At 61.4% G+C, this 22,885-nt stretch carries 22 protein-coding genes and 1 tRNA gene; 14 read left to right on the top strand and 9 right to left on the bottom strand.

The features are described 5' to 3' along the window. The coding region (locus ACTHXA_RS13520; RefSeq protein ID WP_441673252.1) for a DUF3387 domain-containing protein at positions 1-593 on the top strand (593 nt) is incomplete at its 5' end. Positions 594-753: 160 nt separating this feature from the next. Here the strand turns inward: ACTHXA_RS13520 and ACTHXA_RS13515 are convergent. Then, positions 754-1,677, bottom strand: a complete 924-nt coding sequence (locus ACTHXA_RS13515) for a DUF4365 domain-containing protein (protein WP_441673250.1) — start codon at positions 1,675-1,677, stop codon at positions 754-756. Between the two features lie 149 nt (positions 1,678-1,826). Here ACTHXA_RS13515 and ACTHXA_RS13510 point away from each other — a divergent pair, with 149 nt between their 5' ends. From ACTHXA_RS13510 to ACTHXA_RS13495, 4 genes are all read left to right on the top strand, one after another. Further along, positions 1,827-2,780, top strand: coding sequence for a DUF4062 domain-containing protein (locus tag ACTHXA_RS13510; RefSeq protein ID WP_441673248.1), 954 nt, complete (start codon positions 1,827-1,829; stop codon positions 2,778-2,780). A 168-nt stretch (positions 2,781-2,948) separates the two neighbouring features. Further along, positions 2,949-3,524, top strand: a complete 576-nt coding sequence (locus ACTHXA_RS13505) for a recombinase family protein (protein WP_441673246.1) — start codon at positions 2,949-2,951, stop codon at positions 3,522-3,524. Continuing rightward, complete coding sequence (locus ACTHXA_RS13500) at positions 3,521-4,057, top strand: DUF1643 domain-containing protein (protein ID WP_441673244.1); 537 nt, start codon at positions 3,521-3,523, stop codon at positions 4,055-4,057. Before ACTHXA_RS13505 ends, ACTHXA_RS13500 begins: the two co-directional genes overlap by 4 nt. Continuing rightward, positions 4,054-4,245 (top strand): hypothetical protein, encoded by a 192-nt coding sequence (locus tag ACTHXA_RS13495; protein ID WP_441673242.1) that lies wholly within the window; start codon positions 4,054-4,056, stop codon positions 4,243-4,245. The genes ACTHXA_RS13500 and ACTHXA_RS13495 overlap by 4 nt, the downstream gene beginning before the upstream one ends. A 143-nt stretch (positions 4,246-4,388) precedes the next feature. Here ACTHXA_RS13495 and ACTHXA_RS13490 read toward each other — a convergent pair whose 3' ends face one another. Genes ACTHXA_RS13490 through ACTHXA_RS13475 form a run of 4 tightly spaced genes read right to left on the bottom strand, consistent with a single transcriptional unit; the run spans position 4,389 to position 8,264 of the window. Beyond that, entirely contained in the window at positions 4,389-5,915 is a 1,527-nt protein-coding gene (locus tag ACTHXA_RS13490; protein ID WP_441673241.1) for a recombinase family protein, read from the bottom strand. A gap of 15 nt (positions 5,916-5,930) precedes the next feature. Next, positions 5,931-6,125 carry a hypothetical protein gene (locus ACTHXA_RS13485; protein WP_441673239.1) on the bottom strand — a complete coding sequence of 65 codons (195 nt, stop codon included), beginning with the start codon at positions 6,123-6,125 and terminating at the stop codon, positions 5,931-5,933. 46 nt (positions 6,126-6,171) lie between these two features. Continuing rightward, positions 6,172-7,167 carry a type II secretion system F family protein gene (locus ACTHXA_RS13480; RefSeq protein WP_441673237.1) on the bottom strand — a complete coding sequence of 332 codons (996 nt, stop codon included), beginning with the start codon at positions 7,165-7,167 and terminating at the stop codon, positions 6,172-6,174. After that, positions 7,164-8,264, bottom strand: a complete 1,101-nt coding sequence (locus ACTHXA_RS13475) for a TadA family conjugal transfer-associated ATPase (protein ID WP_441673235.1) — start codon at positions 8,262-8,264, stop codon at positions 7,164-7,166. The genes ACTHXA_RS13480 and ACTHXA_RS13475 overlap by 4 nt, the downstream gene beginning before the upstream one ends. A gap of 323 nt (positions 8,265-8,587) precedes the next feature. Here ACTHXA_RS13475 and ACTHXA_RS13470 point away from each other — a divergent pair, with 323 nt between their 5' ends. After that, positions 8,588-9,961, top strand: a complete 1,374-nt coding sequence (locus tag ACTHXA_RS13470) for a flavin monoamine oxidase family protein (protein WP_441673233.1) — start codon at positions 8,588-8,590, stop codon at positions 9,959-9,961. An 8-nt stretch (positions 9,962-9,969) separates the two neighbouring features. Further along, the gene (locus ACTHXA_RS13465) at positions 9,970-11,583 is read left to right on the top strand and encodes an APC family permease (RefSeq protein ID WP_441673231.1); all 1,614 of its coding nucleotides are present in this window, start codon (positions 9,970-9,972) and stop codon (positions 11,581-11,583) included. A gap of 41 nt (positions 11,584-11,624) precedes the next feature. On the opposite strand, the gene ACTHXA_RS13460 is transcribed toward ACTHXA_RS13465, so the two are convergent. Next, positions 11,625-12,305 (bottom strand): TetR/AcrR family transcriptional regulator, encoded by a 681-nt coding sequence (locus tag ACTHXA_RS13460; RefSeq protein WP_441673229.1) that lies wholly within the window; start codon positions 12,303-12,305, stop codon positions 11,625-11,627. A 102-nt stretch (positions 12,306-12,407) separates the two neighbouring features. On the opposite strand from ACTHXA_RS13460, the gene acs reads away from it, so the two are divergent. Further along, positions 12,408-14,375 (top strand): acetate--CoA ligase, encoded by a 1,968-nt coding sequence (gene acs, locus ACTHXA_RS13455; RefSeq protein ID WP_441673227.1) that lies wholly within the window; start codon positions 12,408-12,410, stop codon positions 14,373-14,375. 57 nt (positions 14,376-14,432) lie between these two features. On the opposite strand, the gene ACTHXA_RS13450 is transcribed toward acs, so the two are convergent. After that, positions 14,433-15,083 (bottom strand): hypothetical protein, encoded by a 651-nt coding sequence (locus tag ACTHXA_RS13450; protein ID WP_441673225.1) that lies wholly within the window; start codon positions 15,081-15,083, stop codon positions 14,433-14,435. Between the two features lie 88 nt (positions 15,084-15,171). Then, on the bottom strand, positions 15,172-15,633 hold the full coding sequence (locus tag ACTHXA_RS13445) for a RidA family protein (protein WP_441673223.1): 462 nt from the start codon (positions 15,631-15,633) through the stop codon (positions 15,172-15,174). Positions 15,634-15,908: 275 nt separating this feature from the next. On the opposite strand from ACTHXA_RS13445, the gene ACTHXA_RS13440 reads away from it, so the two are divergent. The 4 genes from ACTHXA_RS13440 to ACTHXA_RS13425 all read left to right on the top strand — a co-directional run bounded on the left by ACTHXA_RS13440 (position 15,909) and on the right by ACTHXA_RS13425 (position 20,470). Further along, on the top strand, positions 15,909-18,422 hold the full coding sequence (locus ACTHXA_RS13440; protein ID WP_441673221.1) for a transglycosylase domain-containing protein: 2,514 nt from the start codon (positions 15,909-15,911) through the stop codon (positions 18,420-18,422). Then, positions 18,412-19,362 (top strand): metallophosphoesterase, encoded by a 951-nt coding sequence (locus tag ACTHXA_RS13435; protein WP_441673219.1) that lies wholly within the window; start codon positions 18,412-18,414, stop codon positions 19,360-19,362. Before ACTHXA_RS13440 ends, ACTHXA_RS13435 begins: the two co-directional genes overlap by 11 nt. A 45-nt stretch (positions 19,363-19,407) precedes the next feature. After that, positions 19,408-19,484: transfer RNA gene (locus ACTHXA_RS13430), tRNA-Pro, on the top strand. 230 nt (positions 19,485-19,714) lie between these two features. Next, the gene (locus ACTHXA_RS13425) at positions 19,715-20,470 is read left to right on the top strand and encodes a hypothetical protein (protein WP_441673217.1); all 756 of its coding nucleotides are present in this window, start codon (positions 19,715-19,717) and stop codon (positions 20,468-20,470) included. Positions 20,471-20,670: 200 nt separating this feature from the next. Here the strand turns inward: ACTHXA_RS13425 and ACTHXA_RS13420 are convergent, their stop codons facing one another. After that, positions 20,671-20,934: a metal-sensitive transcriptional regulator gene (locus tag ACTHXA_RS13420; protein ID WP_441673215.1), complete on the bottom strand. Its 264-nt coding sequence runs from the start codon at positions 20,932-20,934 to the stop codon at positions 20,671-20,673. Between the two features lie 177 nt (positions 20,935-21,111). Here ACTHXA_RS13420 and ACTHXA_RS13415 point away from each other — a divergent pair, with 177 nt between their 5' ends. Both ACTHXA_RS13415 and ACTHXA_RS13410 read left to right on the top strand, forming a co-directional pair. Further along, positions 21,112-21,288 (top strand): hypothetical protein, encoded by a 177-nt coding sequence (locus ACTHXA_RS13415; RefSeq protein ID WP_441673213.1) that lies wholly within the window; start codon positions 21,112-21,114, stop codon positions 21,286-21,288. Positions 21,289-21,301: 13 nt separating this feature from the next. After that, a complete protein-coding gene (locus ACTHXA_RS13410; protein ID WP_441673211.1) occupies positions 21,302-22,720 on the top strand; it encodes an MBL fold metallo-hydrolase in 1,419 nt (472 codons plus the stop codon). Positions 22,721-22,885: the final 165 nt, after the last annotated feature.

The raw sequence follows: 22,885 nt of genomic DNA, 5'->3' as shown, positions 1-22,885 counted from the left end.
TGGTCGATGTGTATCAGCTCGCCGGGGTCGAGACGCCTGAGATCTCGATCCTCAGCGATGAGTTCCTGGACTCCCTGGCCGAGAAGGAGAAGCCCAACCTCCAGATGGGCCTGCTGCGCCGACTGCTGAACGATCAGATCCGCACGGTGCAGCGCAAGAACATCGTGCAGGGACGCAAGTTCTCCGAGATGCTCGACGAGGCCGTCAATCGGTACACCAACCGTTCTTTGACCACCGCTGAGATCATCGCGGAGCTGGTAAAGCTCGCCAAGGAGATGCGCGACGCGCAGAAGCGCCACGAGGAACTGGGCCTGCGCGAGGACGAGGTCGCGTTCTACGACGCTGTCGTGCAGAACGACGCTGCGGTCTTGGAGCTCGGCGACGAGACGCTCAAGCAGATCGCGCAGGAGCTGGTGAAGTCGGTTCGCCAGTCGGCAACGATCGATTGGAACCTCAAGGAATCTGTGCTGGCAGCGATGCGATCGAAGGTGCGGCGCATCCTCGCCCGATATGACTACCCGCCCGATGCGGAGGATAAGGCCATTGAACTTGTGCTCGAACAGGCAGAGCTATTTGCGAGCGAGACAGCGTGAAACAGGAAACTTTCGACATTAAGGAGGGCGTCTAAGCGAATTATTCGTGTGCCGCGAAGGTGGCTGATTCGATCAGAAGGGGCCGGGTCAGATGGGCGCTATTGGAGCGTCAGTTAAGGTTCTGGTCCGCCAGGATCATCCCGGCTCGAAAATGCAACAGTTAAGGTAAACGCCACTTTCCGGCGACTGCCGAACCATAATCAAAACAGAGCTTCTCCAAGAATGACAGCGAATGATCTTCGTTAACCGTCGGTGAGACTGAGGCTAGAGGATCTACCCAGTCTGACCACCCGTGCTTTTCTGATGCTGCATCAGTGATCATGTCATGAGCGCGCATCTCCGTCTCTTCGAGCAAATTGGATCCTGTGTGGGTGAGAATCTCGTCCTGCCCGTTGTCTCTGACGCCGACACCGTCCAAAAATGATCGCATTAGAGTTCCTGCCTTTCCCATGTACGGCTGATTCTCAAGTGATATCTGGGGGTCTTGAAACGCCCTCTCGTGGATACGGGTCAAACTGCCTACCATCTCTAGAGCAGAATCCCATAATTCGGCCTTCAGGCGTGGCCACCTAAACCCGATGCCGTCAGCAAAGTAGAAACGGCTCTTTTCGACCCATTCATACGTATGCTGGAAGAGAGAGCCGGGGTCCACTTCCTGTCCACGGTTGACCGAAACTTTAAAAGTGTCAGCGGACGTAGTCTCAGCGTACGAGTTGATGACTAACGGATCGAAGAATCGGAATGCCGTCACGTCGGTGTCAGGATCGACCACTACGGCGACAACGAGCGTAGGTGTACCTGCCAAGGCCCCCACGCACCAAGCATGTGCGGTTTCGGTTGAAATGGCCGGGAGCTTGTCTGTTCTCGTGCTCTTCACCTGGATGTGCGCGGTCATTCCTGACATCGACCATGTGTTCTTTTCGCGCCCCGGAGGCTTGGGGCCTTTAGGGAGTTGGACGAGTAAGTCCAGTCCGACGTCCATGAAACTCAATAGGTTGACGACGCACCCGCTTTTCAGGAACGCTTCAGCAACGCGAAGTTCTCCGAGCTTTCCCTGTTGGTTGTTTCGATCATTTTTTGCCATCGCGCGCGACCTTTCTCTCCATCTTGTCGGTCAGTTTCCAGGCCTTGACCTAATACGAATATTCTCATGGTCAATCATCCGGAGTCTTGCACGATCGGATGGCTTCGACTGAAGTCGTTAAGGCCTAGTGGCTGCGGGCGCTGCTTGAGATGGACTGTATGCCTGCGGGGATGGAACTCTTTCCTGCAGGAAACGACGATCAGTGGACGTTGATCAAGGGTGTCATCGAGCAGAGCGACTATTACCTCGTAGTTCTCGGTGGTCGCTACGGCTCCGTCACAGAAGAGGGCGTCAGCTATACGGAGAAAGAGTACGAATATGCGGTCGAGCTCGGGATACCCGTGATGGGCTTCGTTCCGGCCGACATGGATGAGATCCCCGTCGGCAAGACCGACAAGAACGATGCTTCTGCGCAAAAGCTCGACGAGTTCCGCGTCAAGGTCCAGAAACGAATGACCAAGGAGTGGAAGAATGCTGAGGACCTCGGGTCGAAAGTGACTCGCGGACTGATGCACCTGATCAAGAACCATCCGCGGCCCGGCTGGGTGCGAGGCGATCAGGCCATGACATCTGAGACCAAGGTCCAGATCGCAGAGCTCGAATCGAAGATCGCCAAGCTGGAGAAGCAGGAAATCGAGACTGGCAAAAGCGCAGCTTCTGAGATTGACAGGAGCTTCGCTCACGGCGACGAAGAGGTTGAGGTCACCCTGGTGCGCAAGGGCTACGACATCGACTACGAAATGATCGAAGAGCACGGTGTCCTCAAGTACACATGGGACGAGATCATGGAAGCTCTTGGGCCGTCGATGATCGAAGAGGTCGACGAACCCTCTCTGCGGAAGACCTTCAACAGGCACATGCTTAGTGAGATCCAGGCTGACCCCGAAGGGTGGCGGTCCGGCATGACTGGAGAGTCCGCGGTGATCTCGGACAAGTCGTGGGGTTCGATCATCGTCCAGCTGAGGGCGCTGCGCCTCATCGCGACCGGCACGAAGAAGCGGACGGTGAGCGATAAGGCGGTGTACTGGAAGCTGACACCGGCGGGCGACGACTATCTGGTCGCCTTGAGGGCAGTGGCAAGCAGTGCTCGCGCTCACGATTGAAGTACCTTCTCTCCTTGCGCGCTCGTTCAATAAACGGTCGTTAGTCGAATCCGAACAAGTCCAGCCGCGGGGGGCGCGACACGAGCAAGATTCGTTCAGAAACCCGTTCAGATACCTGTAGTCTGGAAAGCAGAAGCTGAACAGGTTTATTGAACAGAAGGAGCCGTCATGGCGCTCGTCGGGCTCGTGCGGGTCAGCACGAAGGGTCAGGAGACCGCGCGCCAGCATGACGCCCTCGACCCGATCTGCGTGAAGGTGTTCGAAGAGAAAGTCAGCGGCAAGCTGGCGGTCAAGGACCGACCCGGGCTCACCGCTGCGCTGGACTACCTGCGCGACGGCGACATGCTCACCGTACAGGAGGTCGACCGCCTCGGTCGGAACCTGCTCGAGGGTTTGATCGTGCTCACGGAGTTGTTCGAGCGTGGCATCGCCGTGAAAGTGCTGGAGGGCATCGCCGCCGGCGAGCACACCGAACGGTCACTGATCCTCGACTTGGCGCTGGCGCTCGCCGAGGACCGCCGGCGGGACATCAGCCGCAAGACCAAGAACGGACTCGAAGCCGCCCGCAGGCGCGGCAAGGTCGGCGGGCGGCCTCGGGTGATTGACGACGACAAACGGGCGATCATCCTCGCGCGTCGAGAGAAGGGCGAGTCGATCCGGGTGATTGCTCGGGTGCTCGACGTGTCAGTGGGGAGCGTGCACGCGGTGCTCTCGGAGAAATCGGCGAAGGAGACGGTCTCGTGATCGCCTACCCCTCCGGCCAGGAGCCTGACTTCTGGCAGCCGAATCCGGCGGATGTCCGGCACCGTTTCGCCCTGGGCAGGATCGGTGACCGTACGCCGGGCTCGCCGCCGCTCGTCGTGATCGGCATGAACCCGTCCCACGCCCGCGAGACCGAGTCCGACAGGACCGTGAACCACGTGATCGACGTGTCGACGCGCGAGCACTCGGGCTGGCTCATGCTGAATCTCTACCCCGAGCGCTCGCCCAAGCCGAAAGCGCTCAAGCCGTTCGACGCGGGCCTCTCCGCTGCGAACTGCGAGGCCATCGAGCATGTGCTCGGGCTGGTGGGCGCTACCGAAGTGCTCGGAGCCTGGGGCAACATGGGGGGCTCCAAGACGCTGAAGAGGGCGCTGCCCGAGGTCAGGGCCCTGCTGAACCGGATGGGCGTGAGGGCGTACACGCTCGATCCGCTGCTCAAGACCGGGAACCCGTCTCACCCTCATCCACCGGGACGGCCGAAGCCGATGCTCGGGCCGAAGGCGTACCTCTCATGAGCGACCTGCCGGAGATCCGCATCGGCGACGGCTCGGGCAACGAGCAGTACCGCACCTGCGCAAGTTGCGGCGCAGACTGCGAGCCCGACCCGTTCGACGCGGGCGACGGTGGAGGCATCCGCATCGCATTCGTGTGCCCGGACTGTGGGCTGCACTCGGTGGTCGATCCGTTCGAGGGGTCGCGGTAGCAGAGTCGCTCGAGTATCTGGCAAGTCGCGTTGGTCAGATGCTTGCCGTCGCAGCGCGGGCACTCCCACCACGTCTTCTACGGGAGCATGCACGGAACCCGCATTGAGGGCACGGCCGAGCACTGTATGGGATGAGGGCTGCGTCAGGGGCGTTCAAGCTTCTCATGCCACTCGAAGCCAACGGTCGGCTCTACGGCGTCGAATGTTTCCTCACCCTCGCCTCTGGTGATCCGCTTGCCCTTGCCGACTGGTTTGATGATGACAGTCATGAGCGTTTCAACGACCGCACGACGACGCGCGAGCGATGCGTTCTCCCACCACGCCCGCGCATTGCCGGAGGCGACGACCTCTGCGAGGGGGTCAGTGCTGACGGTTCTGGCGATCTCGGCGGTGATGGTTCGTCTCTGCTCGGCGAGTTCGTCGAGAGCTTCCTCAGCGGCCTTCGCGCTCATCTTGCCCTTGACGATGAGCGAGCTGATCGTCGACTCGCGCCTATCGAGCGCGGCTCGTTGGCTGTTCAGCAGAGCGATGTCTATGCCTTCCTCTCTTGGCGCGAGGAGGTCGATTGCGTCTGATTCGCTGAGTCGAGCGATGCAGACCTCGGAGACGTACTCGTCGATGATGTCGCCGTTCCGCATGAAATGGCCGTTTGTGCACCGATAGGCGTGGTACCGCTTGCTCTCCGCCCTGCCGGAGCCGTCTACCCGTCTCGTCGGGTGGGTCTCCCCGCGAGCAGATTGCACCGGTGCACGACAGATCGCGCAGACGGCGATGCCGGGGAGTAGCCATCTGCGGGCGTTGCCCTGATGGTTCGGCTTCACACCGACAAGCCTGCCTCGGGTGGCGGCTATCGTCGCCTCGTCGATGATCGGCTCCCACGCGCCGGGGGAACACTCCGCCAGGTCGATGCTCGCGATATCGAACTTGCCGGTTTCCTGCGACGGTGCGAGGAGCGCCGCGTACTGGGGGTTCATCAAACACTTGCGCACAGTTGTGTTGAGCCAACGGGCACCGGCACGAGTGCGCCTACCGCTCGTGTTCAGGTCTCGCGCGATCTGGCCGAGCGATGCGCCGCCCAAGAACTCGCTGAACATGTACCGCACGTCCGCTGCCTCGTCGGGGTCGATCCTGTACCGGGTGCCGTGCTCGTCGCGGGCGATGTCAGGCACCCAGCGGTATCCGTGCGGGGTGCGGCCAGCGGTCGGGTGGCCTAACTTGCGGCGTTCTACCGAGTAACGCTGCGTTCGCTGCGCTTTCTGCTTCACCTCCCGCTCAGCCATGAGCACGAGCAGCTTTAGGGAGAAGTCGTGCGTTGGGTCGTCGGTGTCGATTCCGCCCCGCACGGTCAGCACGCGCATGTCGCGCTTCGGCGGACGGACTTCGAGCACGTCGGTGAGATTGCGGGTCAGGCGGTCAACGTCGTTGACGAGAACAGCGGAAAACAGGCCGTCGTCGAAGTCTTTGAGCAACTTCGCCCAGTTCGTGCCGGGGCCACGTTCTTTCGAGCCGCTGGTGCCGTCGTCGGGGTAAGTGCCGACAACCTGCCAGCCTCGGTAGCTTGCTTCCCGAAGACAGTCGTCGATCTGTTGCTTGATGCCCTGCTCCTCGTGCACCGACTGACGCGCATAGATAGCGACTTTCGGCTGTTCAGGAGCGGTTTTCTGGGCCATGTCATCCAGTCTATTTCAAATACGCTTTTTTAGCATCATCATGGCCATGATCACGATTGCGTACTCGGCTGTTTCGGCACCTTTCTCTTCGTGCTTGGTGCGGCTGATCAGGGCACGGCAGCGCGCGGCGAGCCCTTGACGCGGTGCCTGTGCCTCGCGTTCAGGCTGCGATGACGTGTCTTGGATTGGGAGTTCTTTTGTGGCGGTCAAGGGATTCCTTTCATCGGGTGGGCGCACGGCACGACTGATGCGAGGGCTAACCGAGAACTCGGCTGAGCACCGCGATAACTATTGGGGCGACTCCGAGGGCAAGAAACGCGGGCAGGATGCAGGCTCCGAGCGGCAGCATGAGCCGCACCTCGAGCTGGGCAGCGGCTCTGGCGGCGTCGGTTCGCGCGCGTCGACGCTCGAGCAGGGCTTCAGATCGCAGCAGTTCGGATGCCGGTACGCCCGCGCGCACCGCGAGGTCCACGACCGGTTTGGCTCGGTCAATTCCGGAAGCTTCGAGCTTCCAGCCGCGTAGCGCATCCCCGACCGCGGTGAGCACGCCGACGGCTGAATTGCCGCCAAGCATTCCCATGGCAACTAGGTCCAAGCCGAATCCCGGAGTGGTGGGGCGGTTTGTGGCGGCGTTCACGAGTCGACGATTCCACCACCATCCGACAAGCATCAACAGCCCGCCGATGGCGAGCAGTGCCCAGCCAATCGGGTCGCCAAACAGCACTCCAATCGGGTCGAATCCGAGCAGTGCACCAAGCAAGAGACCAACCAGCGGCAGCGCCATCACGATCCGACTCGTGGCTTGCGGCGCTGCCAGCGCGATCGCAACGTCACGTTCGGACTGTCCGATATCGCGGAACCCTGCTGCCAGATCGCGCAGCGCGGGGCCGAGTGGTGCACCCGTGGTTTCCGCGAGCCGCCAGGTCGCACCGAGCGCTCGCCAGGCCGGGTTCGCGTGCGTCCGCAGTAGCTCCGCAGGATCTGCGCCGGAACGCACCGCTCGGGCGACGAGGCTTTCCATCGGTTCACCGGGCGCAGCCTGACCGCGTTTCCACGGCAGCTTCGAGATGAGGTTCCGGAGGGATACCGCGGCGGTCGAGTTCGCGCGGTTCGCATTCGCCCCATTCGAGTTGGCGAATTCGGCGAGCTGATCCCAGGCATTGCTCGGTGCCCCTCCGCCCGCGAGCAGTGCCGCCAACCGCTCTACCACGGCAGCCGCGTCTTCTGCCGGATACGTTCTCGTCGCGCTCATGACCGCTCCAGCTTCGCTCCGGTCCGGACACTCGTGATTCGAAGTCGACCAAGGTCATCCAGCCAAAACTCGCCCATGTCGACCAATTGCCGCACTCCCTTTTGTCGTTCGACATGCATCACCAGGTCGATTGCCGAGACGGTTTGCCGGGCGATCGCTTCGGCGGACATATCGGCCAAGGCCCCAAGCGCCTCGAGTCGTGCGGGCACATCGTTCAGTGAATTCGCGTGCAGGGTGCCCGCACCGCCATCGTGACCCGTGTTGAGCGCCGCGAGCAGTTCTCGCAACTCGGCACCGCGACATTCGCCGAGCACGAGCCGATCTGGCCGCATCCGCAACGATTCCCGCACGAGCCGCGCGAGCGGCACTTCACCGGCACCCTCCACGTTGGCCTGCCGAGCTTCGAGGGACACCACGTGCGGATGGGTAATGCGCAGTTCCGCGACATCCTCAATCACCACGAGCCGCTCATCCTTTGCTGCCTCACCGAGCAGCGCACCGAGGAGAGTGGTTTTTCCGGAACCACCCGCACCCGTAATGAGCAGGTTCGCGCGATCCGCGAGCGCTCGCCGCACGAGCTCCTCCGCTTCGGGATAGAAGAATCCGGTGGCCCGAAGGTCATCAAAACTCGGACGCACCGTTCGCGGAGCTCGGATCGACAAGAGCGTGCCACTCGTTGAGACCGGCGGTAGTACCGCGTGCGCGCGGATTCCGTCGCCGATTCGCACGTCCATGGTCGGGGTCGCTTCATCAAGGTGTCTGCCACCGGCCGCAATGATCCGCACCGCAAGCTCCCGGAGCGCTCGCTCCCCCGGTGCCCGCCAAGATCGATCCTGCTCCAAACCGTTCCCACGATCTACCCACAGCCCAGCCATCCCGTTCACAAAAATGTCCGTGATCTCACCATCCGCGACAAACCCCGCGAGGGGACCAAACGCATCCGCCTCACCACGGGTGAGTCCGCGCCGCTCCCGCCGCGACTCATCGCGCCCGGGAACGGGCACGAGTTCAACCGCGGCCGGACGTTCGGACGCTCGGCGAACGACAAATCTGCCGCGCTCATCCGCGCCCACAGCAGCACTGGTTTCGGTGTTCATGACGGTCAGGCTAGGAGGAAGCGATCGCCTCACGCAGAGCCGAGCACCGCCGCTGTGGAAAACCACGCATCCACAGGCCTCACGCACGCCAGCAACATCGCCCAAATAGTGCAGCAATCTTGCGCGCAAACAACGGTCACCAGCCATCGTTCACGCCACAATAAGTGAACAGCAATACCCCCAATTACGGCCTAAATACTGGCCAATCGGGGCAGAAATGAATGCACCCGCGACAATTCCTGCAAAATCAGCCATTTCTCAAAGCACTTCGCGACCAAGCGGGCCTAGATTTACTTCATTCAATTTGGCAAGGAAGGCAAACCATGGATGAAATCACACGTGACGTTGTCGTTATCGGAGCTGGACCAGCGGGACTCACCGCGGCACGTCGGCTCGTCGAGGCAGGTAAGTCGGTAGCAGTCCTCGAGGCACGTGACCGCGTTGGCGGTCGCACCTGGTCGGACACCATTGACGGCGCCTTCTTCGAGATCGGCGGCCAGTGGGTCTCCCCCGACCAAACCGCGATCGCATCGCTCGCACAAGAGCTCGGACTCGAGCTCTTCGACCGCTATCGCGAAGGCGATTCGGTCTTCCTCACCGAAGACGGCGAGCGCACTGTCTACTCCAGCGATGATCTGCCTGTCGGCCCCAAATCGCACGAGGGCCTCGAAGCTGCCCGCAAGGAACTCAACCGCCTCGCCGCAGAAATCGAGCCGGCAGCGCCCTGGGATCACCCGCAGGCAGCAGAATTCGACGCGATCTCCTTCGAGAATTGGCTGCGCTCCATCTCCGATGACAAGGTCGCCCGCGACACCACCGCGCACTTCATTGCCGGCGGCATGCTCACGAAGCCATCGCACACCTTCTCACTGCTGCAGGCGCTACTCATGGCTTCCTCGGCGGGATCCTTTGACAACCTTCTCGACGAAGACTTCATCCTCGACAAGCGCGTGGTCGGCGGGATGCAGTCGGTTTCGATCCGCATGGCCGAAGAGCTCGGCGATGACGTCTTCCTGAGCAATCCGGTCCGTACGCTTCGCTGGTCGGATGCGGGCCCCGGCGCAGCCGCCGAGGTCACCGCGGTCGCCGATCACGTGACCGTCCGAGCCCGCCACGCGATTCTCGCGATTCCCCCGAACCTGTACTCGCGCATCCAGTACGAACCCGCACTGCCACGTACCCAGCAGATTGCCCACCAGCACCACTCGATGGGGCTCGTCATCAAGGTGCACGCTGCCTACGATCGCCCGTTCTGGCGAGACAAGGGCCTGTCGGGTACCGGCTTCGGTGTCGGCAATATCGTGCAGGAGGTTTACGACAACTCCAACCACGGCGAAGAGCGCGGCACGCTCGTCGGCTTCGTGGTGGATGTCACCGCCGAGCGGATGTGGAACCTCCCCGAAGAAGAACGCAAGACCACCATCCTGCGCTCACTTGCCGACTACCTCGGCGAAGAAGCGATGAATCCGGTCGCTTTCTACCTCTCCGATTGGGGAGCAGAAGAGTGGACCCGCGGTGCCTACGCCTGCAGTTACGACCTCGGCGGCCTCAGCCGTTGGGGTGCGGTGCAGAACCAGCCCGTTGGCCCCATCTTCTTCGCCAGCTCGGACATTCAGGGCATCGGCTACCAGCACGTTGACGGTGCCGTTCGCATCGGTGCTGACACCGCACAGCGCATTGTTGAGTCGGGTCGATAGCGGCAATCATGGCTAATACAGCGAACCGCGAATCGACGCCCACCACCAAGAGCCTCACGCTCAAGGGACTGTCGGCGGGCAAGATCGGCGCCTTCGCAGGCGCGATCATCGGTATTTCATGTATTGCTCCCGCATACACGATGACCTCGGGCCTCGGCCCCACCATCGCTGAAGCGGGGCTACAAACCCCCGTCATCCTGCTCATCGGATTCATCCCGATGCTGTTTGTTCTCATGGGCTATCGCGAACTGAATAACTCGATGCCCGACTCGGGGACGACCTTCACCTGGTCCGCGCGCGCCTTCGGCCCGTGGATCGGGTGGATGAGTGGCTGGGGTCTCGTGGCCGCGACGGCGCTCGTGCTTTCCAACCTGGCGGCGGTCGCCGTTGACTTCCTCTTCATTGGGCTCTCGCAGATCTTCGGGAATCCTGAGATCGCAGACCTGACCCGAAACCTGTGGATCAACATCCCGATCGTCGCGATCCTCACCGCGATCGCGGCATACATCGCCTACCGCGGTGCCGAAGAAACCAAGCGCCTGCAGTACGTGCTCGTCGGGCTGCAAGCCATCGCGATCGTCTGGTTCCTTGTCGCCGCGACGGTCAAGATCGCCCAGGGCCAGGCCTTCGACTACACGCCCGTGACGCTCGACTGGTTCAACCCGGCACTCCTCGGCGACGGCAGCGGATTCAGTTTCTCGACGCTCGCCGCCGGACTCTCGCTGTCGATCTTCATGTACTGGGGCTGGGATGTCGTCCTCACGATGAACGAGGAGACGAAAGATCCTCGTCGCACGCCGGGTCGCGCCGCCCTGCTCACCATCGGCATGATCGTGGTCACCTACCTGCTCGTGACCATCGCGGTGATCTCCTACGGAGGACTCGGCGAAACCGGCCCGGGCGCCGGTAACCCCGATAACCAGGAGTCGATCTTCGCGACCCTCTCGCCGGAGGTCATGGGGCCGTTCGCGCTTGTCATGTCGATCGCGATCTTCGCGAGTTCCTCGGCTTCCCTGCAGTCCACCCTCGTGTCGCCCGCACGGACACTGCAGGCAATGTCGCACTACGGTGCCGCACCGAAATCCTTCGGAAAGCTCTCGAAGCACAAGACCCCGGGTACGGCGACCTTCTGGGCCGCAGCAGCCTCGGTGATCTTCTACGTCATCATGCGCGTGGTGTCGGAGGATGCGCTCTGGGACACGATCACCGCGATGGGGATCATGGTGTGCTTCTACTACGGCATCACGGGCCTGGCGGCGTTCTGGTACTTCCGAGGCACGTGGTTCGATGGCGTCGGCAACTTCTTCCGCAGGTTCCTCCTGCCGCTACTCGGCGGGCTGTCGCTCCTCGCAATGTTCGTCAAGACTCTGATCGACTCGACCGACCCCGACTACGGTTCCGGAAACGCGGTGTTCAGCACCGTCCTAGCGGATGGCACGCACGAGGGCGGCGTCGGCGTAGTCTTCTTCGCCGGGATGCTCATCCTCGGCGCGGGTGCGATCCTCATGATTCTGCAGGCAATCAAGCACCGCGGATTCTTCCGCGGTGAAGAGATCGAAGTCGGTTCGGTGCTGCAGGAGACCGACATGGTGCCTTTTAAGGCAGAGGAGGTCGCTAAGTAGCGACTACCAATTGGATGCTTGCATCCTCGCCCACATGCCCGTCACTCATTCGCGATTGTCGCGTTCGAGTGGCGGGCATGTAGTCCATCCAGCATCGCGTGCAGGCCGAGTTCGAAGGTGATTTCCGAAGGGTCGCGATCGGTATCTTCCGCATTCCGATGCTGCGCGGCCACAATCGCATTGAGAATCGGTGCCTGTGCGCTCGACCCGGTGATGTAGATATCCGTTGGCGCCGCCGAGTCAAATGCGGCACCAAAGATAAAGGACTCCAGCGCCGAGATCGAAGGCAGCACATCCCGAACCGCCCAACCCTCAGAACGAAATCCATAGGCGATTCGCTCATACATTTGCGCCGAGGCATCCGCCTCTCGCAACGGCACCGTGGCGCCAATCTCGACCAGCTCGGTGTGCCGGCGCAGCATCCGGAAATAGCTCCAGGCCCAGCGCTCAATCGCTTGCCGCCACGGCAGCGTGCCAAACCCCGACGCATCCACCTCTGCAACGAGCCGTTCCTGGACCCAGGCGAAGACCGTCGCGCGGGAATCCGCGTGGTTGTAGATCGCGCTTGGCGACACCCCCAGACGGTCCGCAAGCGCGCGAATCGTGAGCCCCCGCATCCCCACCGTCTTGAGCAGTTTCATCGCCGCATCCGTAATACGCGCTCGATTGAGCACGATCTCTCGCGGTCGACCCGCCCCACGCTTCGGTGCCGGTGTGGCCAATTTCACCCTCTCGCGAACCTGACAAGGCTTTCATTCCTAGGCTACAGCTGAGGTCTTAGACTGTGACTCGCAACGACGCACAACAACGAAGTGAGGACACGGATGTCAGCTCCAGACGGCGACAAGATCGCGAAACTCGTCAACCCGATCGAGACCTACCCGCCGAGCCCCGAGTACATTGAGGGCACCCGGATTCCGGCTGATCTTCGGGAACAGGCCGAGGCGGATCCGCTCGAATTTTGGGCGAATCAGGCGCGGGAGTTGGAGTGGTCGAAGCCGTTCACGGAGATCCTTGACTGGTCGAATCCGCCGTTTGCAAAGTGGTTTGCAGACGGACAGCTCAACGTCGCGGTGAACTGCGTGGACCGACACGTGCACGCCGGCCGCGGCGAGAAGGTTGCGATCCACTGGATCGGTGAGCCGGGCGACACCCGCACGATTACCTATAACGACCTCTACCGCGAAGTGCAGCGCACCGCGAACATGCTCGAGTCGCTCGGAATTCGATCGGGCGATGTGGTGACGCTGTATTTGCCAATGATCCCGGAGACGATCTTCGCGATGCTCGCCTGTGCCCGCATCGGTGCAACCCACTCGGTCATCTTCGGCGGCTTCTCCTCAAGCGCGATCCGCTCGCGCATCGATAACTCGAGCGCCAAGCTCGTCATCACCGCAAACGGTTCGATTCGCAAGGGTCGCACGTTCCCGCTCAAGGAGACCGTGGATGAGGCGCTCACCGAGCCTGGCCACACCGTAGAAAAAGTGCTCGTCATCAACCGCGCGCAGCACGAGATCGACATGGTCGAAGGCCGCGATATCTGGTGGGAAGACACGATTGCGGGTGTCTCGGAGACCCACGAACCCCAGGGGTTCAACGCCGAGCATCCACTGTTCATCCTGCACACGTCTGGCACCACCGGTACCCCGAAGGGGCTGTGGCACTCCACCGGTGGATATTTGACCCAGACCGCGTTCACCTTCCGCACCTCTTTCGATTTGCGTGAGGACGACGTGTTCTGGTGCTCTGCCGACGTCGGCTGGGTCACCGGCCACAGCTACATTGCCTACGGTCCGCTCGCAAACGGTGCCACCCAGATCATGTACGAGGGCGCCCACGACTTCCCGAGTCTCGACCGCTGGTTTGAAATCATCGAGGAATACAAGGTCACGACCTTCTACACGGCACCCACCGCGATTCGCGGCTACATGAAGAGTGGCCGCGAGATTCCGTTGCGCCACGACCTGTCGAGCCTGCGATTGCTCGGCTCGGTCGGCGAGCCGATCAACCCCGAGGCATGGGAGTGGTTCCGCGAGGTCATCGGTTCGAACCGCACGCCGATCGTCGACACCTGGTGGCAGACCGAAACCGGTGCGCACATGATCGCGCCGATTGCACCGTTGGATGCGTTGAAGCCGGGATCGGGGCAGAAGCCAGTTCCCGGGGTGTCGGTGGAGGTCATCGACGAGTCCGGGAAGCGCGTTGACCCCGGCGAAATGGGGCTGCTGACGATCACCGAGCCGTGGCCTTCAATGGCTCGCGGCATCTGGGGTGACGAGCAGCGCTTCATCGAGACGTACTGGTCCCAGTATCCCGGCCGCTATTTCGCGGGCGACGGTGCCGGAGTCGATCTCGACGGCGACCTGTGGCTACTCGGTCGTGTGGACGACGTCATGAACGTCTCGGGCCACCGACTCTCCACCGCTGAAATCGAATCAGCACTCGTGGATCACGACCTCGTCGCCGAGTCTGCCGTGGTCGGCGCCGAAGACGAAACCACCGGCCAGGCAGTGGTGTCCTTCGTGGTCATCAAGGACTCGCAGCGAGAGTCCGCCGAGGGCACCGACGTAGAGGATGTACTGCGCAAGTTCGTGGCGAAGCGCATCGGCGCGATCGCCCGGCCGCGTGCGGTGTACGTGGTTGCCGAGCTGCCGAAGACGCGGTCCGGCAAGATCATGCGCCGTCTGCTCAAGAACGTGGCCGAAGGAAAGCCCGCCGGGGACACCTCGACCCTGACCGACGCATCCGTGATGGAGAAAATCGAGAAGCAGGTCCTCGAGCGGCAGGGCTAAGGCGGGCTGGGCGGTAGGGCGGCCGTCAGGCCGCCCTACCAGCCTCGCAGCCCAGGGCTAGACCGCGGTAGCGTCAATCTCCGCGTACTCGAAGAGCGTCACCGTCTCATCAATAAGCAGCTGAACCTGCTCGCGAGATCCACCGATGGCGGAATCATCCGTCAAGTTGCGCATGATTGAGGAAGTGACCAACACCAGCACTTCATCGTTCATTGCGTAAAGCGTGTACCCGAAGTTGCCGTCCTCGTGTTCCATGAGGCAGGCAATCGCGTCATAGCCCGCAATTGCGTACTCGTCCGTTTCGAGGCAGAGATCCTTATTGATCGTATCGAGCGACCATTCAACCGGCGTCTCGGACGCTTCCTCCGATGCCACCCGCGAGTTGCAGTACGCGTTCACGCGAGCTGCCCAAGCCACGCCATCTGGCGACTCGAGGTTGATTTGCTGACCACCCTCTGGCCACACGACCCAGTCCTCGTCGCTGTACATCGTGACTGAACCGGTGCAACCCGCTTCTTCCGTTTGGAATTCGCTCGTGTGCGCGGTATCAGGACGGTTGGCCAGGTCGGGTGCCTCGACTTCGCTGGCATCTTCCGAACCGGCGGATGCGTCGGTACCGCCCTCCGAGGCCCCACCGGAAGTCTCCGCAGCAGCCGCGTCGGAAGTCGACGCAGCCTCATCGTCGCCGCCACTAGCGCATCCGCTCAATAACAGCATCGTGAGCGCAATCGCGGCAACGGTGCCAGTGCCAAACGATGAACGTCTGCCGTCTCGTATCAACTCGCTACCTGTCCTCTTACTCGTACGCGACGGTGAGCTCGAGCTCGACCGGTGCGTTCATCGGCAAGACGGCAACGCCGACCGCCGAGCGCACGTGGGTGCCGAGCTCGCCAAATACTTCGCCGAGAATCTCGGAAGCACCGTTCGCAACCTTCGGCTGCTCGGTGAAGGATGCATCCGAGGACACAAATACGGTCACTTTCAGCACCCGAGTGATCCGGTCGAGATCGCCAATTACCTGCTTGATCGCGGCGAGTCCGTTCAACACCGCGATCGCGGCGAAGTCCTGTGCCTGCTCGACGGGAACTTCCGCGCCGACCTTGCCGGTTGCGGGAAGCTGGCCTTCAACGAAGGGCAGCTGCCCAGAGGTGTACACCAGGCCGTTGTGCTCGAGCGCCGGCAGGTACACGCCCGCGGGTGCCGCCACCGGCGGCAAGCTCAGACTCAGTTGACCGAGCTTTTCTTCAAAACGGCTCATGCGTTCGCCTCACCTTCGAGTGGGCGCTTCATGTACGCGACCGAACCACCCTGTTCGTTTGTAACAATCTGTACGAGTTCCCAACCCTGCTTGCCCCAATTGTTAAGAATTGCGCCGGGGGTGTGTATCGGCAACGGCGTAATAAAATACTCCCAATTTTGCACTGAGCGACCCTTTCGATGGGTACGGTTCCCGACTTCCCGCTCGGACGCCGACAGCGAACCGAATCTGGGAGTCAGTGACCTGACGGACGATTTCGAATTACCCTAGTTGTTATGTCTATGAACTCCTCGACTGCGCCGAAACGCAATGTGCTTGCCACAGTGCTCGGCATGCTCGGCATGAGCGGTATCGCTGGTGTCCTCGTTGCGGCGCTGATCACACCGGTAATCGCGGTGGCCGGTGTGGCTGCCAACTCGACGATCACGCTCTTCGAATCGCTCCCTTCGTACCTCGAGATTCAGCCGCTTCAGCAGAAGACTGAGCTGTATGCGACACGCGATGGTGAGCGCGAAAAGATTGCCGAGTTTTACTCGCAGAACCGCGTCGAAGTACCCCTCGACCAGATATCGCCGTATGTCGCAGACGCGGCGATCTCGACGGAGGACCCGCGCTTCTACGAGCACGGTGGTGTCGACGTGATTTCCGCCGCCCGCGCGCTCGTGGTCGGCATTATTGGTGACGACGGCGGTGGTGCTTCGACCATCACGATGCAGTACGTCCGTAACCAGCGAGTGCAGGCCGCGGAGGCCATCCTTGACCCGGTCGAGCGACAGGAAGCGTACGAGGAAGCGACCGAAGTGACGATGGGCCGCAAGCTGCAGGAGATGCGTCTCGCGATCGGTGTCGAGCAGCAGTACGAGGATAAGGACCAGATTCTCGAGGGCTACCTCAATATCGCGCTCTTTGGTGGCACGGTCTACGGCATCGAGTCCGCGTCACAGTACTACTTTGGTAAGCCAGCCGCCGATCTCACGCTCCCTGAGTCGGCGACGCTGGTCGGCATGGTGCAGAACCCGAATGCGTTCCGTATTGACTACGAGGACAATATTGACGCAAGTACCGACCGGCGTAACTACGTGCTGATGCGCATGGAGGATGAGGGCGCCATCACCACGGAGGAATACGAGGAGGCGGTCGCAACCGAGATCGTTCCGAATATCACGCCGACCCAGCACGGCTGCATGAATGCGGAAGAGAACTCGCAGTTCTTCTGTGACTACGTACAGAAGGTCATCCTCAACGACCCCGCATTTGGTGCGACGTACGAGGAGCGTCTCTTCAACTTCCAGACGCAGGGGTACCAGATCGACACCACGCTCGATCTAGACCTGCAGGCTGCAACCACCACATCCCTTGACGACGCTGTCCCGCAGTCACTCGACTACATGGACATCGGTGCCGCGGCTTCGGTGGTTGAACCGGGCACGGGTCACGTGCTCGCGATGCAGCAGAACAAGGAATTCGACGAGACGGATGCTGCTGCCGATAGTCCCGATAAGACTTCGGTGAATTACAACACCGACTATCAATACGGTGGTTCTACGGGCTTCCAGGTGGGCTCGACGTACAAGATATTTACGCTCGCAAACTGGTTGCAATCGGGCCACTCTCTGCGTGAACAGGTCAATGCGGCGCCAACCTCCTTCAATATGGCGAACTTCCAAGACTCCTGTAACGGCCCCTACGGGGGCACGTACACCCTGAAAAACTGGGGCAGCCTGAGCTACGGGTCGATGGATGCTGTGACGGCAACCAGGAACTCGATCAACACGGCCTACGTGGCCATGGGTGAGCAGCTTGACCAGTGTGTGACTCGCGACATCGCGATGGGCCTCGGTGCTCACCGTGCCGATGGCGCGCCGAACGAGTCGAACCCGGCATCCATTCTGGGTACGAACTACATCGCGCCGCTGTCCATGGCGACCGCCGTGGCGGCAATTGCGAACGAGGGTGTCTCTTGTTCACCGGTAGCAATCACCGCGATCACGCTACGTGACGGTACCGAAATCGCGCCGCCCGAAAGCAACTGCACGGAAGCGATTAGTCCGGAAGTCGCGGCAGGTGTCTCGTTCGCGATGGAATCGGTGATGAGCGGTGGCACCGGTGCCGCATCGAACCCGGGAATGGGTCCGATTATCGGTAAGACCGGTACCGCCGATAACGACGTACACACCTGGATGATCGCATCCACCACCGGCATCGCTTCGGCCGTGTGGGTGGGTAACGTGGTCGGTAACGTCTCGATCGGTAATGCGGGCTACTCCTCAGCTCGACACCACATCACTTCCTCCATCATGACCACGGGCATCCCGGAATACGGTGCGGAGGAATTCCCCGATCCACCCACTGAGGCGCTCGAAGTGGAAAACGTGATGGTTCCGGATGTTCGCGGCATGACGGTCTCCGAAGCCACCTCCACGCTTGAGGCGGCCGGGTTCACGGTGAATGTTGGCGACCAGGTCGATTCGGATGAGGCCGCGGGTACCGTGGCCACGACGAACCCTTCGCCGAACACGCGTGCCCCAGAGGGTTCGACCGTGACCATCCGCCCGTCCAACGGTGAGGGTGGTGACGGCGCTGCAGCAGACACCGACGGGCTGCCAATGCCCTCGCTTGCAGGCATGACATATGACGAGGCCGTGAGTGCGCTGCAAGAAGCGGGACTCGGTGATATCGGAGTCTCGTTCAAGTGGAACGGCCCGCAGGACGGCATCGTTTCTGCGACAACTCCGGCTGCTGGTGAAACAGTTGCCGCCGACTCGGATGTGACGATTATTGCTGACTAATCCACTACTCCGTTCAGTACTGGTCGGGGCCGCTGGCGTAATTGCCGGCGGCCTCGCCATTGGCGGGTGGTCAATCGGTGTCGAACGCCGTCGATTCACCCTCCGCCACGAGGAGCTCGCCGTGCTGCCCCAAGGCAGCGAGCCCATCAGCATCCTGCACCTCGCGGACTTCCACCTCGCGCCCGGTCAGCGCAAAAAGCAGCGGTTCGTCCAGTCGCTTGCCGAACTGCGTCCGGACCTCATTGTCGCCACCGGCGACAACTACGGGCACAAGGATGCACTGCCTCACCTCGCCGAGATGCTCGAACCTTTCCGAGGCATCCCCGCGCTGTCGGTATTCGGCTCGAATGACTATTTCGGACCGGTGCTCAAGAACCCGTTCACGTATCTGCTGCCGAAGCGCCCGCAACCTAAGCGCGAGCGCGACCTGGACGAGGCCGGACTGCGGCGGCTGCTCTTCGATGACCTCGGCTGGGTCGATCTGACCAACCGCGCCGATATTGTCTCGGCCGGTGGCCTGCGCATCCGTGCGATTGGGGTCGATGATCCACATATCAAGATGGATCGGCTTCCTACCGCGATCGAGTTCTTGGATGCGGTGTCGGAAGACGCCGAATGGGACCTCACCCTCGGTCTCGTACACGCGCCGTACCAGCGCATCCTGACGCCGTATGTCGCCAACCTCGACGTGGACGCTATTTTTGCCGGACACACCCACGGTGGCCAGGTGTGTCTGCCGGACGGCCGAGCGCTCGTCGCGAACTGCGATATTCCGCTCGAACAGGCTGGCGGTCTTTCGACATGGCCTGCCGGGGCAAATGAGGCACCGCTGCACGTCTCGCGCGGACTCGGCACCTCGATTTACTCGCCCGTGCGGCTGTTCTGTCCGCCCGAAGCGACGCTCTTGCGACTGGTGCCGCGAGCCGTGCCACATGCGTAGATTCGGGTTTTGCGCTAGTATCGTCTAGTTGTCATTTGACGACATCGGGATGTGGCGCAGTTTGGTAGCGCACGTCGTTCGGGACGACGGGGTCGCAGGTTCAAATCCTGTCATCCCGACCAATAAAGTCGCGGGAACCCAACGGTTTCCGCGACTTGTTAGGTTGTAGAACTTGACTCGGCCATGTAAAACTCACGACGAGTTCCCTCTTCCTGATGGTTCAAGCGAAGGCGCTTAACCCCCAAGCGAAGGCGAGGCGTCGCTTAACAGCGGAAAGAAAAGAACCCCGGAGGCTTCACCGCTCAAGTCGGGAGAGGCCAGATCCGGGGACTACAGACCTAGTGTAGATGCTATGTCCGATAATGACGACCTTCAGTTCGCGGCCCTCGAAGCCGCGATTTCTGTCGATCGTCTGGGCACTTACCTCAGCGAAGCCAATGGTGATCGAGCGCTCGCGCGTTACCTTTATGTCTGGGATCGCGATGTTGCCGCCGCCATGTTCGCAGATATCGCGATCATTGATTTGGCGCTCCGCAACTCAATCCACAACGTACTTACGGCACACTTCGGGGAACGCTGGTACGAACTCGGCGGCATGCCACTTGATTGGCGCGCCACGACGAACCTGCAGAAGGCACGGGAGCGGCTGCCCGCTCAAGACCGAGCGAGCCCCGAGAAGCCAAATGTGCCAGTCAAGCTCGTAGCTCGGCTTATGTTCGGATTCCGGCGTGACCTCTTCGACTCAGGCGGATATGTGGGTAAAGAACCTAGAAGGGTCAAGATCGACTACGAACAAAACTGGCGAACGGTGCTGTACCGCGCCTTTCCCCGAGAGCGCAGAACGGCCCAAAGTATGGGTGAGACCTATTCTCGCGACTGGGCGCTTCGGCAGATCGACGTCGTGCACGGTGCTCGCAATAGAGTCGCGCACCATGAACCATTGCTGCGAGGCTTTCCATTGACTGGTCAAGGGACTGAACGCATCAGTGCAGAAAATGGACATCTCGCCTGTGTCAGGTTGGCGAACATGATTGATTTCAACCTCGCCGACTGGCTCCGAGTCAACTCAAAGGTACCGAGCTTGCTGTCAAACAATCCCAGCGGGTAACGCACCATCAAATTCGACCTTACCTACGAGAACGTAATTTACCTACGCGCTTCAACCGTTCGTACCTACGAGAATGTGGTTTACCGGTCTCCAGAGATAGGTAAACCACATTCTCGTAGGTAGCGCATTGGAGTGGCGAGATGTAACGGGCGAGACGTCTCGCGGCGAGGCGTCTCGAGTGAGAGACGCCTCCATTTGCGCTACGCGAGCGAGAGGAAGAGCTTCTCGAGCTCCTCCGGATTGGTGCCGTCTTCGGCGTCCGGATCCTCGAGGCATTCGCGCAACGCAGTCGAGATGACGAGGAAACCGGCTCGATCCAGCGCCTTTGATACCGCTGAAAGTTGCTGCACGACATCGCGACAGTGCGCGTCCCCCTCAACCGCCGCAATGACTGCAGCGAGCTGCCCGTTCGCCCGCTTTAGACGGTTCACGACTTTGCGTTTCGACTCGTTGTCAACATCCATCGCAGTTCCTCCATATGTTTCTCTTGACAACGAGGATACCCCTATGGGTATATTGAAGGCGAGGCCAATATACCCATGGGGGTATTCCATTCCCTGACGAGCATGAGCTCAGCGAGAACTAGCTCAGAGCGAACTAGCCCATAGGGAACTAGCCCAAGAAAGTACGAGGAACCAACAATGTGCCGACCGACCAAATGCAAGACCTGCGGCAAGACGACCTGGGCCGGCTGCGGCCAGCACATCGACGCAGTCAAGGCGAACGTGCCCGCATCCGACTGGTGCCCCGGTAACCACCCGCAGTCCGAAACTACCCCCGCAAGTGGCGGCATTTTCGCGCGCCTCTTCGGACGCTGAACGGGAGCGAATCATGCTGCTTGAACGTATCTACGACAACGACCTCGCACAGGCGAGCTACCTCATCGGCTGCCAAGCCCAAGGCGAGGCCATCGTCGTCGACCCACGCCGAGACATTACGGTCTACCTCGAACTGGCGAGCCAACACGGCATGCGGATTGTCGGCGTCACTGAGACGCACATCCACGCCGACTATCTCTCCGGAACGCGTGAACTCGCCCAGCAAACCGGTGCAACGGTATACGTATCCGACGAGGGCGGCCCCGACTGGACTTATGGACCGCTCTTCGACGACGCCGTGCGGATGAAAGACGGGCACGAGATCCTCCTCGGCAACATCGTCATCGAGGCATCACATACACCGGGACACACCCCGGAACACATGGCTTTCCTCGTGACCGATGGCGCTCAGGCCTCTGAGCCGGGGTTTTATCTGTCGGGTGACTTCGTCTTTGTTGGCGACCTTGGCCGGCCAGACCTGCTCGACGCGGCCGCGGGCGGCATTGACACGCGGTTCCAGGGTGCCCGCGACCTGTTCGCGAGTCTCCGCGACCGCTTCCTCACACTTCCCGATTATGTCCAGGTGTATCCAGCGCACGGCGCCGGCAGCGCCTGCGGCAAGGCACTCGGTGCGATCCCGTCCACTACTGTGGGCTACGAGCGGGAATTTTCGTGGTGGGCGAAGTACCTGAATGACGACGATGAGCAGGGCTTCGTCGATGAACTGCTAAGTGGCCAACCGGATGCGCATGCCTACTTTGCGCGCATGAAGGTCGAGAATCGACGTGGGCCGGCACTGCTCGGCCCCCTGAGCTCCCTCGCGGAGCACGACGCCAAATCCCTCGCAGAAACACTCGACTCCGACTCGGCAATCTTCATCGATACCCGCCGCCACACGGAAATTGCCCAGGGAACCGTCCTCGGAGCGCTCATTATTCCGGGCATTGCGAAAGCTGCGAGCTATGGCGCGTGGGTCTACGACCCCGAAACCGAGACGCGCCCGCTCATCGTGCTCGCCACATCCGCAGCCGAGGCCCAGGAGTTTCGGGACCATCTCATCCGCGTCGGGATTGACACCCTGACCGGTTACGCAACGTCACTCGACGGCCTCACGCTGACGCCTCCGCAACAGGTCGCACCCGATCAACTGGATACGGTCGACGGGGCCCTGCTGCTCGATGTTCGCACGCGGAACGAGTACGAAGAAGGCCATATCCCGGGCGCGGATCAGCTTGCGGGCGGTCGAGTGCTCTGGCATCTCGATGAGCTGCCCACAGCGGGCACCATCGTCACGTACTGTCAGTCCGGAGTTCGCAATACCGTGATTTCAAGTGCGCTGCGACGCGCCGGATACGACGTGGTGCAGATCGAGGGCAGCTATGCCGCTTGGGCTGCGAGCCAGGATGCGCGAGAGCCCGGTCTGGTAGGCTAGGTTTTCTGCGCGGTCACTCCTGGCCGCCTGTCACTCGTAACGTCCCCCGCCTGCGATCCCATTGCATCGCCGAGGCGCGCTCTCATCAACAGTGCCGACGGGTAACTCCCTCTGGAGTCACCCACACCGTTGCCGCAGGGATCAGTCCACCGGACTGCATGTTCG

It is taken from the genome of Gulosibacter sp. (assembly GCF_052090685.1).
Taxonomy (GTDB): Bacteria; Actinomycetota; Actinomycetes; order Actinomycetales; family Microbacteriaceae; genus Gulosibacter.
This window is presented reverse-complemented; position numbering and strand designations above follow the sequence as displayed.

Bases quoted from the DNA above. Each gene is read 5' to 3' on its own strand.
- ACTHXA_RS13515 (WP_441673250.1), bottom strand. From the start codon at position 1,677: ATGGCAAAAAATGATCGAAACAACCAACAGGGAAAGCTCGGAGAACTT.
- ACTHXA_RS13510 (WP_441673248.1), top strand. From the start codon at position 1,827: ATGGACTGTATGCCTGCGGGGATGGAACTCTTTCCTGCAGGAAACGAC.
- ACTHXA_RS13505 (WP_441673246.1), top strand. From the start codon at position 2,949: ATGGCGCTCGTCGGGCTCGTGCGGGTCAGCACGAAGGGTCAGGAGACC.
- ACTHXA_RS13495 (WP_441673242.1), top strand. From the start codon at position 4,054: ATGAGCGACCTGCCGGAGATCCGCATCGGCGACGGCTCGGGCAACGAG.
- ACTHXA_RS13490 (WP_441673241.1), bottom strand. From the start codon at position 5,915: ATGGCCCAGAAAACCGCTCCTGAACAGCCGAAAGTCGCTATCTATGCG.
- ACTHXA_RS13480 (WP_441673237.1), bottom strand. From the start codon at position 7,167: ATGAGCGCGACGAGAACGTATCCGGCAGAAGACGCGGCTGCCGTGGTA.
- ACTHXA_RS13475 (WP_441673235.1), bottom strand. From the start codon at position 8,264: ATGAACACCGAAACCAGTGCTGCTGTGGGCGCGGATGAGCGCGGCAGA.
- ACTHXA_RS13470 (WP_441673233.1), top strand. From the start codon at position 8,588: ATGGATGAAATCACACGTGACGTTGTCGTTATCGGAGCTGGACCAGCG.
- ACTHXA_RS13465 (WP_441673231.1), top strand. From the start codon at position 9,970: ATGGCTAATACAGCGAACCGCGAATCGACGCCCACCACCAAGAGCCTC.
- acs (WP_441673227.1), top strand. From the start codon at position 12,408: ATGTCAGCTCCAGACGGCGACAAGATCGCGAAACTCGTCAACCCGATC.
- ACTHXA_RS13445 (WP_441673223.1), bottom strand. From the start codon at position 15,633: ATGAGCCGTTTTGAAGAAAAGCTCGGTCAACTGAGTCTGAGCTTGCCG.
- ACTHXA_RS13440 (WP_441673221.1), top strand. From the start codon at position 15,909: ATGTCTATGAACTCCTCGACTGCGCCGAAACGCAATGTGCTTGCCACA.
- ACTHXA_RS13425 (WP_441673217.1), top strand. From the start codon at position 19,715: ATGTCCGATAATGACGACCTTCAGTTCGCGGCCCTCGAAGCCGCGATT.
- ACTHXA_RS13420 (WP_441673215.1), bottom strand. From the start codon at position 20,934: ATGGATGTTGACAACGAGTCGAAACGCAAAGTCGTGAACCGTCTAAAG.
- ACTHXA_RS13415 (WP_441673213.1), top strand. From the start codon at position 21,112: ATGTGCCGACCGACCAAATGCAAGACCTGCGGCAAGACGACCTGGGCC.
- ACTHXA_RS13410 (WP_441673211.1), top strand. From the start codon at position 21,302: ATGCTGCTTGAACGTATCTACGACAACGACCTCGCACAGGCGAGCTAC.